General features: G+C 61.6%; 17 protein-coding genes. 9 read left to right on the top strand and 8 right to left on the bottom strand.

Annotation, left to right across the window (positions count from 1 at the left end; translation table 11 throughout):
- Positions 1–142: 142 nt before the first annotated feature.
- Both map and radC read left to right on the top strand, forming a co-directional pair.
- Positions 143–961, top strand: coding sequence for a type I methionyl aminopeptidase (gene map, locus QM647_RS10810; protein WP_414995522.1), 819 nt, complete (start codon positions 143–145; stop codon positions 959–961).
- Between the two features lie 2 nt (positions 962–963).
- The gene (gene radC, locus QM647_RS10805; RefSeq protein WP_414995521.1) at positions 964–1,698 is read left to right on the top strand and encodes a RadC family protein; all 735 of its coding nucleotides are present in this window, start codon (positions 964–966) and stop codon (positions 1,696–1,698) included.
- A gap of 49 nt (positions 1,699–1,747) precedes the next feature.
- Here the strand turns inward: radC and QM647_RS10800 are convergent, their stop codons facing one another.
- From QM647_RS10800 to QM647_RS10785, 4 genes are all read right to left on the bottom strand, one after another.
- Positions 1,748–2,029, bottom strand: coding sequence for a hypothetical protein (locus QM647_RS10800; RefSeq protein ID WP_414995520.1), 282 nt, complete (start codon positions 2,027–2,029; stop codon positions 1,748–1,750).
- 244 nt (positions 2,030–2,273) lie between these two features.
- Entirely contained in the window at positions 2,274–2,717 is a 444-nt protein-coding gene (locus QM647_RS10795) for a hypothetical protein (protein ID WP_414995519.1), read from the bottom strand.
- A gap of 62 nt (positions 2,718–2,779) precedes the next feature.
- On the bottom strand, positions 2,780–4,066 hold the full coding sequence (locus tag QM647_RS10790) for a peptidoglycan-binding domain-containing protein (protein WP_414995518.1): 1,287 nt from the start codon (positions 4,064–4,066) through the stop codon (positions 2,780–2,782).
- 32 nt (positions 4,067–4,098) lie between these two features.
- Entirely contained in the window at positions 4,099–4,380 is a 282-nt protein-coding gene (locus QM647_RS10785; RefSeq protein ID WP_414995517.1) for a hypothetical protein, read from the bottom strand.
- On the opposite strand from QM647_RS10785, the gene purB reads away from it, so the two are divergent.
- Together purB and QM647_RS10775 are read left to right on the top strand one after the other, a co-directional pair.
- Positions 4,379–5,680, top strand: a complete 1,302-nt coding sequence (gene purB, locus QM647_RS10780; protein WP_414995516.1) for an adenylosuccinate lyase — start codon at positions 4,379–4,381, stop codon at positions 5,678–5,680. The two genes, QM647_RS10785 and purB, sit on opposite strands and share 2 nt — an antisense overlap.
- 154 nt (positions 5,681–5,834) lie before the next feature.
- Positions 5,835–6,515: a 2OG-Fe(II) oxygenase family protein gene (locus QM647_RS10775; RefSeq protein ID WP_414995515.1), complete on the top strand. Its 681-nt coding sequence runs from the start codon at positions 5,835–5,837 to the stop codon at positions 6,513–6,515.
- Here QM647_RS10775 and QM647_RS10770 read toward each other — a convergent pair.
- From QM647_RS10770 to QM647_RS10760, 3 genes are read right to left on the bottom strand one after another with little or no spacing between them, the layout of a single operon-like run.
- Entirely contained in the window at positions 6,496–6,945 is a 450-nt protein-coding gene (locus tag QM647_RS10770; RefSeq protein ID WP_414995514.1) for a hypothetical protein, read from the bottom strand. The genes QM647_RS10775 and QM647_RS10770 overlap by 20 nt on opposite strands.
- Positions 6,946–6,953: 8 nt before the next feature.
- Positions 6,954–7,139 (bottom strand): hypothetical protein, encoded by a 186-nt coding sequence (locus QM647_RS10765; protein WP_414995513.1) that lies wholly within the window; start codon positions 7,137–7,139, stop codon positions 6,954–6,956.
- 21 nt (positions 7,140–7,160) lie between these two features.
- A complete protein-coding gene (locus QM647_RS10760) occupies positions 7,161–7,478 on the bottom strand; it encodes a DUF1476 domain-containing protein (protein ID WP_414995512.1) in 318 nt (105 codons plus the stop codon).
- A 297-nt stretch (positions 7,479–7,775) separates the two neighbouring features.
- Between QM647_RS10760 and purC the strand changes: the two genes are divergently transcribed.
- The 4 genes from purC (at position 7,776) to QM647_RS10740 (ending at position 10,939) form a co-directional block, all read left to right on the top strand.
- Positions 7,776–8,537, top strand: coding sequence for a phosphoribosylaminoimidazolesuccinocarboxamide synthase (gene purC / locus QM647_RS10755; protein ID WP_414995511.1), 762 nt, complete (start codon positions 7,776–7,778; stop codon positions 8,535–8,537).
- Position 8,538: 1 nt separating this feature from the next.
- Positions 8,539–8,778, top strand: coding sequence for a phosphoribosylformylglycinamidine synthase subunit PurS (purS, locus tag QM647_RS10750; RefSeq protein WP_414995510.1), 240 nt, complete (start codon positions 8,539–8,541; stop codon positions 8,776–8,778).
- Positions 8,779–8,785: 7 nt separating this feature from the next.
- Positions 8,786–9,457 (top strand): phosphoribosylformylglycinamidine synthase subunit PurQ, encoded by a 672-nt coding sequence (gene purQ / locus QM647_RS10745; RefSeq protein ID WP_414995735.1) that lies wholly within the window; start codon positions 8,786–8,788, stop codon positions 9,455–9,457.
- A 63-nt stretch (positions 9,458–9,520) separates the two neighbouring features.
- A complete protein-coding gene (locus QM647_RS10740) occupies positions 9,521–10,939 on the top strand; it encodes an alpha/beta hydrolase (protein WP_414995509.1) in 1,419 nt (472 codons plus the stop codon).
- Here QM647_RS10740 and QM647_RS10735 read toward each other — a convergent pair.
- Positions 10,934–12,496 carry an ABC-F family ATP-binding cassette domain-containing protein gene (locus QM647_RS10735; RefSeq protein WP_414995508.1) on the bottom strand — a complete coding sequence of 521 codons (1,563 nt, stop codon included), beginning with the start codon at positions 12,494–12,496 and terminating at the stop codon, positions 10,934–10,936. The two genes, QM647_RS10740 and QM647_RS10735, sit on opposite strands and share 6 nt — an antisense overlap.
- 181 nt (positions 12,497–12,677) lie before the next feature.
- On the opposite strand from QM647_RS10735, the gene purL reads away from it, so the two are divergent.
- Positions 12,678–14,894, top strand: a complete 2,217-nt coding sequence (purL, locus tag QM647_RS10730) for a phosphoribosylformylglycinamidine synthase subunit PurL (RefSeq protein ID WP_414995507.1) — start codon at positions 12,678–12,680, stop codon at positions 14,892–14,894.
- The last annotated feature ends 136 nt before the right edge of the window (positions 14,895–15,030 follow it).

The raw sequence follows: 15,030 nt of genomic DNA, 5'->3' as shown, positions 1-15,030 counted from the left end.
GGTAACCTCCCATTTAAGCTGATCCGCCCCCTGCCGCCAGAGCAAGGTTAACCAAGTGTTAAATTTTCAGGTGGGTAAGTTGTCGCTTGTTAAGTCTCTGGCCCTACTGGATTTAACCGGACGACAGGACTATATTGCCGCCATGAACACAGATTCCGACTATATGCTCCGCTCCGACACCATCCGCATCCATACGGACGAGGACTTTGCCGGCATGAGAAAGGCTGGCCGCGTCGCCGCCGAATGCCTGGACATGCTGATCCCCTATGTGGTGCCAGGCGTGAAGACCTCGTATCTCGATGACCTGGCGCGTGAGTTCATCGCCGATCATGGCGGACTGTCGGCCTGTCTGTTCTATCGCGGCTACCAGCATACGGTCTGCATCTCGCCCAACCACGTCGTCTGCCATGGCATTCCGTCGGAAAAGACCCTGCGCGAAGGCGACATCGCCAATATCGATGTCACCTGCATCGTCGATGGCTGGCATGGCGATACCTCGCGCATGTACGAAGTCGGTGTCGTGGCGCCCAAGGCCAAGCGCCTTATCGACGTGACCTACGAAGCCATGGCGCTCGGCCTGGCCCAGATCAAGCCCGGCAATACCTTTGGCGATATCGCCGCCGCCATCCAGAAATACGCCGAAAGCCACCGCATGTCGGTGGTCCGCGATTTCTGCGGCCATGGCGTCGGCCGCGTTTTCCACGACACGCCGAACGTCCTGCACTTTGGCAAGCCCGGCACTGGCCCGCGGCTGGAAAAGGGCATGTTCTTCACGGTCGAGCCGATGATCAATCTCGGCAAACCCGACGTGAAGGTGCTGAATGACGGCTGGACCGCCGTGACGCGCGACAAGATGCTGACCGCCCAGTGCGAACACAGCTGCGGCGTAACGGAAAACGGCGTCGAACTCTTCACCGCCTCGCCAACCGGACAGTTCAAACCGGCACCTGTTCTGGGCTAGAGATGTCGGACGGGGGGGACACCGAAGACATTGCAGCCCGCCCGGATCATGGCGGCCATCGCCATCGTCTGCGTCACCGCGCCCGGCTGGGCGGTGTCTCCGCCCTGCCCGATTACGAACTGCTGGAACTGTTCCTCTTCCGCTCTATTCCCCAGCGCGATGTCAAGCCGCTGGCCAAGGCCCTGCTGGCGCGCTTCGGCTCCCTGCCCGCTGCACTTTCCGCGCCGCTGGAGGACATGCTTCAGGTCTCGGCGGTAGACAATTCGGGCAAGGCGCTGCGCATGACCGCCGATATCGCGCTCGACCTCGCCCTGATGTTCGAGGCAACGCGCCGCATGGTGGCCGAGCCGCTGAAACGCACCACCGTGATCTCTTCGTGGTCGGCGCTGATCTCTTATCTGAAGGTCACTCTGGCGCACGAACCGCGCGAGCAGTTCCGCATCCTGTTCCTCGACAAGAAGAACCAGTTGATCGCCGATGAGATCATGGGGCACGGCACGGTCGATCACGCGCCGGCCTATCCGCGCGAAATCATGCGCCGCGCGCTGGAGCTGTCATCGAGTTCGGTTATTTTAGTCCACAATCACCCGTCCGGCGATCCGATGCCATCACAGGGGGACATCGATATGACGAAGCAGATTGTGGCCGCCGGCAAGCCGCTCAAAATCACCATTCACGACCATCTGATCGTCGGCCGCGAAGGCGTGGCCAGCCTCAAACAGATCGGCGCTTTTTAGTCGCGCAACTATTCCCCAAAAGTGCGTTACACTTTTTGGATTGCGCTTTTTAATAAATAACGCGCTGGCTGACGAATTCGCGCGCTTCCGGATAGGCCGCGCCCATGTCGACATTGACCCGCAGGCCGATTTCGCGCGCCGACTGCAGACTGTGCACCGTCAGGATGCGCGGCACCGAAGGCCCCTGCGATCCCATGGCCCGGCCATCGATATCGTAAATATAGTCGCCTACGAAGAACAAGGCCGGATTGCGCTTGTCCTTATGGACCTGAAGCGGCTGTTCCACACCTTCAACACTCACCCAGGCGGTATCGTATAATCTCGTGCTCACAACAAACCCCGTAATATCGTCAAAAAATAATGACCGTCGCCTCCACTCCGTATGAAATAGAACAGAGCCGCCCAGAGGTAAAACACGCCGGCTGGTCGCGAAGACGATTCCAACCACGCCCGATCTTAGACCGGATTTGGAGTTCTGGCGATAGGTGAAAGCACTTTCAGATGACACAAAATGGTCATCGGCGGCGGACTTCGCATTTATAAGAACCTGAATATAATATAGTTATTTTGCGAAATCAGCTCCTATGATACCGTCCCCGCAGCACATCGGAATAGGTATCGGAATCGATCGGGCAGCGTTCGATGATGTAAATTAGATCGTTGTCCTCGATATACAGGGTCCAGCGCGCCTTGCCCCGCTGCGAAACGGTATAGAGGATCAGGCGCCCCTCCTGCCATTTGCCCCGTGCCGGATTGAGCGGCGGCAGGCCGCGATCGTCGAACCAGAAGCCGCACAGATCCTCCGTTGCCGGATCGGCGCAGAAGACACCATGGCCATCGAAACCGGAGCCATCCGGTCCGCTCTGTTCGTAATCGTGGATGACGTTTTTGCGCGCGTCGTCAAAGCGGAAGGCCCAGCGTCCGCGATTGCTGCCGCTCGGCGTCCACGGATTGGCCGCGACCTCGCTGCCTCCCGACCAGTAACCGATGAAGGGATCAAGACTGCCAAGATCGAACATGCACTACTCCAAACACTGATCTGTCAGGTGTAGAGCGGGCGAAAATCAAAAAACGATGTGTTTTAATCGTGGAGCGGGATCAGCGGCACACCCAGGGCCTGGACCGCCTCGACCGAAGGCTGGCCCTGCGGCAGGCCGTTATCGGCCTGGAACTTCTGCATGGCGCTGACCGTCTGCTTGCCGAGCTGACCATCGACCGGACCGGGATTATAGCCCTTGGCGGCCAGGGCGCGCTGGACCTCCATGATCTTTTCCCTGGAGGTGTTCTTGCCGCAGATCACTTCACGCCACACCGGCTCCGGTGAGCCGACAATGCGCTCGCGCGTCACATCGTCATAAACCGCCGGCACCGTATAGGATTCGACGCGGGCATCCTGGGTGGTGCGGCGCACACGGCGCTTTTCCGTCACGGCCGGGATGATCACATCCTCATAGCGCTCGGGCGCATCGATGACCGTGCGGCGCACCTGGCGGGTTACGGCCGGGATCTCGATGCGGCGGACGCTGGCCGGCGCCACCTCGACACGCACAGGGCGATCCTCATAGACGCCGGGAATGACCTTCAGGCACCAGACGGACTGATCGCGCTGCTCCAGATACTCGGCGGCCTCAGGCGAAGCCTGCACAGTCTGAGCATACTTGCCCGGCCAGGTCAGGGTACCGTCGGCGCGATAGCGGATCGGCGCGTGATCGCCGGCGGTCACCATCGGCGCATCGGTCTGGATAGCGTCGCGGCGCACCCATTCGCGGCGGGCTTCCTGGACCATGACATGTTCGATATGGGTTTCATATTGCGCCGGCACGGGCTCCTCGCGGAAGCTGGCCGGACGCACGACCTCGGTGACGGCCTCGACATGGCTGACCGCGGGAATGACGCGATGCTCTGTGCGTTCCGGGCGCACCGTGACGTCCTCCTCGACCACCTCGACCACCGGCGGCAGCTGGCGCGTCGCCACGCGTTCCGGAGATACCATAACGTGATCGATATAGGTTTCGGTCTTGGGCGGCAGCATCAGGCGCGAGAAGCACTGGCCGGGAATGGCGTGCTTGCGCAGTTCTTCCGGCACCTGTTCCCATTCCGGCGATCCCACCGGCCCGCTGGGGCAGGCCACCGCCGGCGCATCGGTCATGGCGATGACCTGATCGATATTGCCGGTAGAGGGCTCGGCCGGGGTCGTGCCGGTCTGGATGACGGTTACCGTGCGCTGCGCGGCGACGCGCGACTCTTTCTCGAAGGTCTTGGAAACCGGCCGCACAGTGGGCTTGGCCTTGGCCATGACAGGTAGCGCCACGCTTACACTCGCCAGCACCAGCAGAGCCACACCGGATTTCAGGAAAAGCTTACGCACAATAGCACCTTCAAAGATTCGCACATTCAAAATTACCGCAAAATTAACCCTTTATAAACCTTCTCGCCAAGTCCGCACACCTGCAAAGCGTAAATTAACTTCATTTTTTGGCCACAATTGCAGCCCTCTGACCGGCAGTTTAAAGGGTGTAATGGCGCATTGAGCGCCCGCGCCACGTTTGGCGCGTAGCCAAGGCCACGAATGTGGCCGCCCCTGAGGAAAAGCAAAAAAGCTTGACATTGCCGCCCCATATTCCCATTGCCACCCCGACAATCATTCAAGACAATCGTTTCAAGCTGTAAGGTATCGCCCATGATCTCCCGTTATGCCCGCAAGGAAGCCGCCGCCATCTGGGATGCGGCGATGAAGTACAAGATCTGGTTCGAGATCGAGGCCCACGCCGCCACCAAGATGGCCGAACTCGGCGTCATCCCGACCGAGGCCGCCGAAACCCTGTGGGCCAAGGGCAAGGACGCCCAGTTCGACGCCGACCGCATCGACGAGATCGAACGCACCGTGAAGCACGACGTCATCGCCTTCCTGACCCACGTTTCGGAAATCGTCGGCCCCGAAGCCCGCTTCCTGCACCAGGGCATGACCTCCTCGGACGTGCTCGACACCTGCTTTGCCGTGCAGTTGCAAAAGTCGGCCGATCTGCTGATCGAGGACGTCGATCTCGTCCTGGCGGCGCTGAAGAAGCGCGCGCTTGAGCACAAGTTCACGCCGACCGTCGGCCGTTCGCACGGCATCCACGCCGAGCCGGTAACCTTCGGCCTGAAGCTGGCCGGCTACTATGCCGAGTTCACCCGCGCCCGTAAGCGCCTGGTGGTGGCCCGCGAGGAAATCTCGACCTGCGCCATCTCCGGCGCCGTCGGCACCTTCGCCAATGTCTCGCCCGAGGTCGAAGCCTATGTGGCTGAAAAGATGGGCCTTGAAATCGAGCCGGTCTCGACCCAGGTCATCCCGCGCGACCGCCACGCCGCCTTCTTCGCCGCGCTGGGCGTGGTCGCTTCGTCAATCGAGCGCCTGGCCACCGAAATCCGCCACCTGCAACGCACCGAAGTTCTGGAAGTCGAGGAATTCTTCTCGGCCGGCCAGAAGGGCTCCTCGGCCATGCCGCACAAGCGCAATCCGGTCCTGACCGAAAACCTGACCGGCCTCGCCCGTCTCGTCCGTTCAGCCGTGGTGCCGGCGATGGAAAACGTCGCCCTGTGGCACGAGCGCGATATCTCGCACTCCTCGGTCGAACGCGGCATCGCCCCGGACGCCACCATCCACCTCGATTTCGCCCTGCGCCGCCTGGCCAATGTCGTCGATAACCTGCTGATCTATCCGGAAAACATGCAGAAGAATATCGATCGTCTCGGCGGTCTGGTCCACAGCCAGCGCGTCATGCTGGCCATGACCCAGAAGGGCATGTCGCGCGAGGACAGCTACTCGGCCGTCCAGCGCAACGCCATGAAGGTGTGGCGCGGCGAGGGCAACTTCCTCGACTTCCTGGCCGCCGATGAAGACGTGTCGAAGTTCTTCACCCGCGAGCAACTGGAGCCGTTCTTCAATCTCGATTACCACACCAAGCACGTCGATACCATTTTCAGCCGCGTGTTTAGGTAGGCAACGCTCAATTCTTCGCCTCCCCCATTCATGGGGGAGGTGGCATTTGCGAAGCAAATGACGGAAGGGGCTGTTTCACTGACATAAGCCCCGCCCACCGCTTCGCGGTCCCCCCTCCCCATAAATGGGGCGGGCGATTATAAAGTTACAAACCATGCCCACCCTGCTTACTGATCAGTTCGACTTTGCCGGCTATGAAAGCCGTTTCACCGGCAAGGGCCGCATCCGCCTCGAAGGCGCTTTGCCCGAAGACCACGCCCAGCGCGTCCATCATGCGCTTGAACAGCAGACGCCGTGGGACCTGCAGATCGTCACCAAAGACGGTAAGCCCGCCATCCTGTCGCGCGCCGAACTGGAAACCCTGTCGCCGGAGATCATCCAGACCCGTTTGCAGGACGCCGCCGAACGCGCCCAGACCGGCCTCTCATACTTACGCCTCGGTCTCGACCTGATCGATGAAGACACGATTGCCCTGGCTCCCTTCGCCAATCTGCTGAAATCGGAAGCCTTCGCGGCCTTCTGCGGCCAGCTGACGGGGCTTACCGGGCTGGAACTGGCCTCGCTCGATGCCGTCTGCTATCGCAATGGCGATTTCTTCACCCAGCACACCGACACCTCGGCGCGCCTGTGTTTCGAATGGAACTTCACGCAGGGCTGGCGCTCGGACTGGGGCGGACAGATGCTGTTCCATTCGCCGTCGGGCGATATCGAAGGCGGGATCATGCCGCGCTTCAACGACCTGTCGCTCTATGCGGGTGATCAACCACGCAGCATTGCCAGTGTAGCGCCCTATGCCGGCGGCCCGCGCTTCTCGATTACCGGACGGTTTGGCTGAGGCTTGAACGGGATCGACTGAAGCGCTTCAACTCATGCCAATAGAGCCACATCATACCCAATAACAGGCAAGGCCCGCCGATGGCGCGGCGCCAGGTTCGATATGGGCTCATATCAATCTGTCCATGAGCCAGGTCATTGAAAAAACGCCAGCACAGCAAGGCGATTATGGGCAACCCCAGGGCAGCCAAAAGCGTAGCAATCAATCGATCCGACGGCTCATCTGATTTTCGCAGACTGAATATCGCAATCGGTAATGAGAGTACGATCCCTGCCCCAACCGCAAAGGCAGGCGCGGAGCCATAGGCTATGAGGACCTTTAAAAATCCTATCGGCGAGAGCAACAAGCCCAGCGCATAAGCAATCATGACAAAGCGGTTCTTTGCTCGTAAAGCCTGTACATCCTGCTTTTTAAGCCATTCCCCCAGCATTTCAGCGCTTAATTGCCCGTAGTCGGCGGCGGCGGCGGCGGCGGGGCGTCCACCGGCTGGGTATCGAGCGGTGGCGGAGGGGGCGGCGCCCCCACAGGCTGGGTATCGAGATCGGAATGTTTCGGCAAGGTGGAGCAGCCGGCCAGGGCGGCGGCAAATCCGATGATCATGAACGCTGTAATACCCTTTTTCATAATCATCTCCGGGATCTGAGCCTAGCTCTTGAGCGCCTGCCGGGCCTGGGCGAGGAACTCGGCCGCCTTGGTACGGACTTCCGATTCCCGCACCGCAATATTGGAAGCGGTCAGGTCACCCAGAATCTTGCGAATCACGTCTTCTTCCGAGGGCTGGTCGCCATCGGCGCGGACCACGGCCTTGGCGTAGTTTTCCGCCGTCTTGCCGCTAAGCCCCATCTTTTCCGCCCCCCACAGCGCCATCATGCGATTGCGGCTGGCGGCGGCCTGAAATTCAAATGCCTCACTGCCCTGGATGGGGTGGTTATTGGAATCGGCGGGCGTATCAGACATCGGCATATAGAGAAAAACCTTTCAGGTAAGACTGGTTTTAGTTCCCCTTTCGTCCCCGCGCAACCACAACTGTCAGATTGCTACCAGATTCTTGTGCGCACCAAGGCGCCGGACGTTAAAAAAGAGACGAAATGTCCGTGTCCGCCCTATACATGACGGACATTTTTGTTTATTTGCGGCGCGAAAGCGCGTCCTTTAGGATGCTGCCCGATATTCCGCCTTCGAGCCGCTCCCCAAGATCACAGTTCGACAGGCCTGCTTCCCGGCGCCAACCGCCGTTTGGATATTCCGACTGGAACACACATGAGCACCAAGAACCGCAAGAAAATCTACGAAGGCAAGGCGAAGATCCTGTACGAAGGCCCTGAGCCCGGCACACTCGTCCAGTATTTCAAGGACGATGCCACCGCCTTCAACGGTGAGAAGAAGGCCCAGCTCGAAGGCAAGGGCGTGATCAACAACCGCATCAGCGAGTTCGTCATGACGAAGCTGACGCAGATCGGTGTCCAGAACCACTTCATCAAGCGCCTGAACCTGCGCGAGCAGCTGATCCGCGAAGTCGAGATCATTCCGCTGGAAGTCGTCTGCCGCAACGTGGTGGCCGGCTCCATGGCCAAGCGCTTCGGCCTGCCGGAAGGCCAGCAGCTGCCGCGCTCGATCGTCGAGTTCTATTACAAGAACGATGCCCTCAACGATCCGATGATCACCGAGGAACACATCACGGCGTTCAACTGGGCCAATACCCAGGAGATCGACGACATCCTGGCCATGACCCTGCGCGTCAACGACTTCCTGTGCGGCATGTTCGCCGCGGTCGGCATCACCCTGGTCGATTTCAAGATCGAATACGGCCGCCTGTTCGAAGGCGAGTTTTCGCGCGTTATCCTGGCCGACGAAGTCAGCCCCGACAGCTGCCGCCTGTGGGACACGGCCTCGGGCGAGAAGCTCGACAAGGACCGCTTCCGCCGCGACATGGGCAATGTGATCGAATCCTACACCGAGGTCGCCAAGCGTCTCGGCATCATGGGCGACATGCCCAAGGTTATTGAAGGCGGAGTTCAGTAATATGAAGGCCAAGGTTCACGTATACCTGAAACCCGGCGTGCTCGACGTCCAGGGCAAGGCCGTCGAAGGCGCCCTGCACGGCCTCGGCTGGGACGGCGTTTCCAATGTCCGCATCGGCAAGCTGCTGGAATTCGACCTGACCGGCGCCGATCCGGAGGCCGCCAAGGGCGAGCTGAAGGCCATGTGCGAAAAGCTCCTGGCTAATACGGTCATCGAATCCTACAAGGTTGAGGTCGCGTAACATGGCACTGAAGGCAGCGGTTCTCGTATTCCCCGGCTCCAATTGCGACCGCGACTGCAAGACGGCGGTGGAGACCACGGTCGGCGGCAAGGTCGACATGGTCTGGCATGAGGAAAGCACCCTGCCCTCCGGCCTGGACCTGATTGTGATTCCCGGCGGCTTCTCCTATGGCGATTACCTGCGCTGCGGCGCCATGGCCTCGCTGTCGCCTGTCATGCAAGCGGTCAAGGCCGAAGCCGAGCGCGGCGTATCTGTGCTGGGCATCTGCAACGGCTTCCAGATCCTGTGCGAAGCCGGCCTGCTGCGCGGCGCCCTGCTGCGCAACGCGGCGCTCAAGTACGTGTGCAAGCCGATCGAGCTGAAGATCGAGAACCGCAACACCCGCTTCACGAACGCCTATGGCAATGCCCAGCGCGTGTGGATGACCCAGGGCAATGGCGACGGCAATTTCTTCGCCGAGCCGGACGTGCTGAAGGAGATCGAGGACAACAACCAGGTCGTCTTCCGCTACGCCGAAAACCCAAACGGTTCGGTCAATGACATCGCCGGCATCGTCAACAAGGCTGGCAATGTGCTGGGCATGATGCCCCACCCCGACCGCGCCTTCGAGGAAGCCCTCGGTTCGGCCGACGGCGCCCCGATGTTCCACAGCCTGGTGAACGCCCTGCAAACGGCCTAAGCCTCTTTACAAATCTGCCACGACCTGCAACCCTTGTTACCAATGTAACGAGGGTTGTTTTCTATGTGGCGTATCTTGAGTGTTGTTCTGGCGGCGGGCCTGATGTTGACAGGCTGCCAGCCGAAGCCGGAAACCGCCCTAGGATATCATAAGCAGGCCTGTTCTGCCCTTTATACCGGCCTCAAAAATATCGAATGCGGAACCATGGTGGTTGAGGAAACGCGCGGCGCGAAGAACGGCCGCACCGTCGCCCTGCCCGTGGTCATCGTCCGCGCCACGGATGCCAACAAGAAGCCCGATTCGGTCATCATGCTGCATGGCGGCCCCGGCGGTGGCATGGTCGGACGCCTGGCCATAGGTCTGCGCACCCGCTACCGCGTCACGCCGGATCGCGACTGGATCTTCTTCGATCAGCGCGGCACCGGCCTGTCCAATCCGTCCTTTGATTGCGGCAATGCGCCACTTTCCGATGCCGGCATCACCAGCGACGCGGGCGTAAAAGTGCTCAGCGACTGCCTGGCGAAATATCAGGCCGCCGGCTACGATCTGACGCAGTATAACAGCGCGGCCGTGGCCAGGGATGTTCGCGACCTGCGCGCTGCCCTCGGCATCAAGACCTATAATCTCTATGGCGGCTCCTACGGCACGCGCGTCGCCATGGCGGTGATGCAGCACGATCCGGAAGACCTGCGGGCCGTCGTCCTGTCCTCGACCTGGCCGCCAGAAGGTAATGCCACGGCGCCCCTGCCCGGCCTGGTATCGCGCGAGACCCGCCAGGTTTTGCGCTATTGCGAGGCGGACACCGCCTGCAAGGCCAAATTCCCCGGCATGGAGAAGCGCCTCGATGCAATGATGACCGCCTGGCTGGCCAAACCGGTCACCGCCAATGACCACACCTATACGGCCGATCTGCTAGCCGCCTTCCTGCTCGATGAAATCTATTCCGCCGATGGCGCGCACCAATTGCCCCTGACGCTCGATACAATCATGAAGGGCGATTACAAGGCCCTGGATACCTTCGAGAAAACCCAGGCCGGCTATACCGAAGGCCAGTTCTTCACCACCCTGTGCAATGAGGAATTCGCCTTCGAAAATCCCGCCGATCTCGACAAGATCGACCCTAACGATCCGATCCAGGTAGCGACGGCGCACGACACGAAGCGTTTCTTCGCGGTGTGCAAGGCCTTCAATCCCGGCAAGGCCGATCCGGTTGAAAACCAGCCCCTGACCAGCGATATCCCGACTCTGATGCTGTCGGCTGATATCGATGCCGGCTGCCCGGCGGAGCTCTCCGATGCTGCGGTCAAGCGCCTGAGCCAGGGCCGGAACTACTTCTTCCCCAACCGCACCCACACCATCGCCGGCAGCGAATGCGCCAAACAGATGATCCGCCAGTTCCTCGAAACCGCCGATCCGAATGTCGACGCCACCTGCATCAAGACTGACCTGCCGAAGTTCCCGTTCGACCTGGGTAAGTCATAAATCCAGCCGCCTGGTAATCCCGATCGCCGCCAGAAACGCTTCGTCATGGCTGACCACCAGCAACGCGCCGTCATAGGCGCGCACACCGGCTTCCACGGCCTCGATAGCCTCGATATCGAGATGGTTGGTCGGCTCATCGAGGATCAACAGCTGTGGCGGCGACACGCCGAGCACGCAGGCCAGACCGGCGCGCAGCATCTGCCCGCCGCTTAAGGTGCCAACGGCCTGAAGGGCCGCCTCTGCCCGGAACATGAACCGGGCCAGGGCTGCCCGGCAGGCATTTTCATCGGCGCCCGGATTTAACCGCCGGAAATTATCACGGATCGACAGGGCCGGATCGAGCAAACGCACCTGCTGATCCAGGAAAGCATAGGGAACAGGAATTTGCGCCTGGCCCGCAAGGGGCTCCATCTGCCCGGTCAGGGTGGCCAGCAAGGTCGTCTTACCGGAACCGTTCGCGCCCGTGATGGCCACGCGCTCCGGTCCGGTCAGGCTGAAGCTGAGTCCCTGAATGATCGGACGATCATAACCGGCAGACAGATCCTCTACCTGAAGCACCGCCTTCCCTGGCGATAGCCCTGTCGACGGTACGGCGACCGTCAGCGGCTGAAGCACTTCGATCCGCGCCCGTGCCGCCGATGCCGCCTCCGATGCCTGCTGTTTCTGTTTTTCCGCCAGACGGACACTTTCACCGCTGGTATTTTCGCTGCGTTCCCTGCGCGCCCCCAACAGGATGCGCGGCGTGTCGCCCTTTGCCGCTTTCCTCTGACCGGCGCCATCCTTGCGCGCCTTGCGTTCGGCCGTCGTCTGGGCCTGGCGCGCCACAGCCGCCACGCGCTTTTCGGCATCGGCCAGGTCGCCTTCGGCCGCCGCCAGGGCTTCAGCCCGGCGCCCCCGGTAATGGCTCCAGCTGCCGCCATAGCGCGTGGCGCCCAGCGAAGTCAGCTCGACAATGGCATCCATCGCCTCCAGCAGCTCACGGTCATGGCTGACCACGATGGCGCCGGCCCGCCAGTTGGCCAGCAGGTCATGCACCGCCCGTCGCCCGTCGCGATCAAGGTTGTTGGTCGGTTCGTCGAGCAGCAGGAAATCAGGTTCGGCAAAGACCAGAGCCGCCAGCCCGGCACGGGTACGCTGCCCGCCGGACAGGGCATCGAGTGGTGTATCCGGCGCAGCATCGAGCCCGACCTGGCCCAGGGCGGCGATCAGCCGGTCCTCCAGTGTCCAGTCCGCATTGGCGAGATCGTCGAGCGTGGCCACTCCTGCCTCGGCCCGGCGCAAGGCCGCCAGGGCATCGCTGACACCGAACAGGTCGCCAATCGTGCCGCCAGCCTGAACGCTCTGACGCAATACACCAAGCGTGCCGGTGACGGACACCCGGCCTGTGAGTGGCATAAGGTCGCCGGAGATGAGTTTCAGCAGGGTCGTCTTGCCCGTGCCGTTGCGGCCGACAAGCCCGGTGCGCTCAGCGGTAAAGGTCAGGTCGAGATGGGAAAGGACGGCGCGGCCATCCGGCGTGGACCACGACAGGTCCGAGACATGTATGGAGACAGGCATGTGTATTCCTTGGGAAAAGCATTGAAACGGGCTTCTCGGCTGGAAATTACATGTCGGCTGGCATCCTCTTCTGATGGTCTCAAAGCCAGGTTAGGCCAGTCGTTTCCCGTTATCAAGAGGACGGCGCTTTTTATCGGCTAACGGCGTGACATCGCGCCCTGAATCCCCTATATGCGCGGGCATGAGCACCACAGCCCCCGCACCCCAAAAAACCATGGCCGAAAAGGCCGTCGAATATGGCCTGAAACCCGACGAATATCAGGTGATCCTGAACCGTCTCGGCCGCGAACCGAACGACGTCGAGCTGGGCGTCTATTCGGTCATGTGGTCGGAGCACTGCTCCTACAAATCCTCGCGCCTCCACCTGCGCAAGTTTCCGGTCACGGGCCCGCGCGTCATCTGCGGCCCCGGTGAAAACGCCGGCGTCATCGATATCGACGATGGCCAGGCCTGTATCTTCAAGATGGAATCGCACAACCACCCGTCCTATATCGAGCCCTATCAGGGCGCGGCGACCGGCGTTGGCGGCATCATGCGCGATGTCTTCACCATGGGCGCCCGTCCGGTGGCCCTGCTCAACGCCCTGCGTTTCGGCGAGCCGGAACATCCGAAGACCCGTCGCCTGGTCGAGGGCGTCGTGGCCGGCATCGGCGGCTATGGCAACTGCGTCGGCGTGCCCACCGTGGCCGGCGAAACCAACTTCCACGCCGGTTACAATGGCAATATCCTGGTCAACGCCATGTGCGTCGGTCTGGCCGATGCCGACAAGATCTTCTATTCCGCCGCGCCCGAGCCCGGCCTGCCGGTGGTCTATTTCGGCTCGAAGACCGGTCGCGACGGCATCCACGGCGCTACCATGGCCTCGGTCGAATTCTCTGAAGACGCCGAGGAAAAGCGCCCGACCGTGCAGGTCGGCGACCCCTTCGCCGAAAAGCTGCTGATCGAAGCCACGCTGGAACTGATGGCCTCAGGGGCCGTCGCCGCCATTCAGGACATGGGCGCCGCCGGCCTCACCTCCTCTTCGGTCGAAATGGCCGGCAAGGGTGGGCTCGGCATCACGCTCGACCTGGATAAGGTGCCGCAGCGCGAAGAAAACATGTCCGCCTACGAGATGATGCTCAGCGAGTCGCAGGAGCGCATGCTGGCCATCCTCAAGCCCGGCCGCGAAGAAGACGGCTACCGCATCTTCAAAAAATGGGGCCTCGATGCCGCCGTGATCGGCGAAACCACCACATCCGGCAATATCGTGCTCAAGCACAAGGGCGAGATCGTCTGCGACCTGCCGCTGGCCCCGCTGTCCGACGACGCCCCGCTCTATGACCGTCCGTGGGTCGAGCCTGCCGTCGAGCCCGAGCTGACCGAGGCCGATGTGCCGGCGCACGATCTGAACGACGCCCTGCTCAAGGTCATCTCCTGCCCGGACGAAGCCTCCAAGCGCTGGCTGTGGGAACAGTACGACCGCCACGTCATGGCCGACACCCTGTCGGACTCATCGACCGGCCACGACGCCGGCATGGTCCGCGTCCACGGCACCAAGAAGGCCCTGGCCGTCACCTCCGACTGCACGCCGCGCTATGTCCAGGCCAATCCTTACGAAGGCGGCAAGCAGGCCGTGGCCGAGGCCTGGCGCAACCTCACGGCTGTCGGCGCCGAGCCGATCGCCATCACCGACAACCTGAACTTCGGCAGCCCGGAAAAGCCCGAAACCATGGGCCAGATCGTCCGCGCCATCGACGGCATGGCCGAGGCCTGCCGCGAACTGGACTTCCCGGTCGTTTCCGGCAATGTGTCGCTGTACAACGAGACCAACGGCGTCTCCATCCCGCCCACGCCGACCGTCGGCGCCGTCGGCCTGCTCAAGGATTACGACCAGCGCGTCGGCTTCAACAAGGTCCAGGCCGGACAGGTGCTGATACTGATCGGCGAAACCAAGGGCGAAATGGGCTCATCCCTCTACCTGCGCGAAGTTTGCGGCCAGGAAAAGGGCGCCCCGCCGAAGGTCGACCTGGCTTGTGAAAAGAACAACGGCACCCTGGTGCGCCGCCTGATAAAGTCGGGCGTCGCCAAGGGCGTGCATGACCTCTCCGATGGCGGCCTGCTGTCGGCGGCGGTCGATGTGGTGCTGGCCTCGAAGATCGGCCTGTCGCTGAAGAACCCGACTGAACTGGCCGATCACGTCTTCGGCTTCGCCGAGGATCAGGCGCGCTACCTGCTGGCCGTCGATGAGGCCTCGGCCCATCTGGTTATCGCCCAGGCCGCCGAAGCCGAGGTACATGCCGCGGTCATCGGCGTGGCTGGCGGCACCGACCTGAGCTATGCCGGACTTTCGCTCGATATCGAGACCCTGCGCCGGACCAATGAGGCCTGGCTGCCCGCCTACATGGCCGGCAAGGCATAAGCTTACCGATATGACGCCCCTGAGCCGCCCGCAAAACGGGCGGCTTTTTCGTATCTGCGGCCAGTTTCCGCAACAGGCTTAAAGCTCTCTTAACCGGTTTGCGGCCTAGTCTTTAAGTGACCGATTCCGCTTTCCG

This window comes from Asticcacaulis sp. (assembly GCF_047605585.1).
In the GTDB taxonomy this organism is placed as follows: Bacteria; Pseudomonadota; Alphaproteobacteria; order Caulobacterales; family Caulobacteraceae; genus Asticcacaulis.
This window is presented reverse-complemented; position numbering and strand designations above follow the sequence as displayed.

Bases quoted from the DNA above. Each gene is read 5' to 3' on its own strand.
- QM647_RS10765 (WP_414995513.1), bottom strand. From the start codon at position 7,139: ATGAAAAAGGGTATTACAGCGTTCATGATCATCGGATTTGCCGCCGCC.
- QM647_RS10785 (WP_414995517.1), bottom strand. From the start codon at position 4,380: ATGGGCGATACCTTACAGCTTGAAACGATTGTCTTGAATGATTGTCGG.
- radC (WP_414995521.1), top strand. From the start codon at position 964: ATGTCGGACGGGGGGGACACCGAAGACATTGCAGCCCGCCCGGATCAT.
- QM647_RS10770 (WP_414995514.1), bottom strand. From the start codon at position 6,945: ATGCTGGGGGAATGGCTTAAAAAGCAGGATGTACAGGCTTTACGAGCA.
- QM647_RS10735 (WP_414995508.1), bottom strand. From the start codon at position 12,496: ATGCCTGTCTCCATACATGTCTCGGACCTGTCGTGGTCCACGCCGGAT.
- QM647_RS10760 (WP_414995512.1), bottom strand. From the start codon at position 7,478: ATGCCGATGTCTGATACGCCCGCCGATTCCAATAACCACCCCATCCAG.
- purB (WP_414995516.1), top strand. From the start codon at position 4,379: ATGATCTCCCGTTATGCCCGCAAGGAAGCCGCCGCCATCTGGGATGCG.
- QM647_RS10740 (WP_414995509.1), top strand. From the start codon at position 9,521: ATGTGGCGTATCTTGAGTGTTGTTCTGGCGGCGGGCCTGATGTTGACA.
- QM647_RS10795 (WP_414995519.1), bottom strand. From the start codon at position 2,717: ATGTTCGATCTTGGCAGTCTTGATCCCTTCATCGGTTACTGGTCGGGA.
- purS (WP_414995510.1), top strand. From the start codon at position 8,539: ATGAAGGCCAAGGTTCACGTATACCTGAAACCCGGCGTGCTCGACGTC.
- map (WP_414995522.1), top strand. From the start codon at position 143: ATGAACACAGATTCCGACTATATGCTCCGCTCCGACACCATCCGCATC.
- purC (WP_414995511.1), top strand. From the start codon at position 7,776: ATGAGCACCAAGAACCGCAAGAAAATCTACGAAGGCAAGGCGAAGATC.
- purL (WP_414995507.1), top strand. From the start codon at position 12,678: ATGAGCACCACAGCCCCCGCACCCCAAAAAACCATGGCCGAAAAGGCC.
- QM647_RS10775 (WP_414995515.1), top strand. From the start codon at position 5,835: ATGCCCACCCTGCTTACTGATCAGTTCGACTTTGCCGGCTATGAAAGC.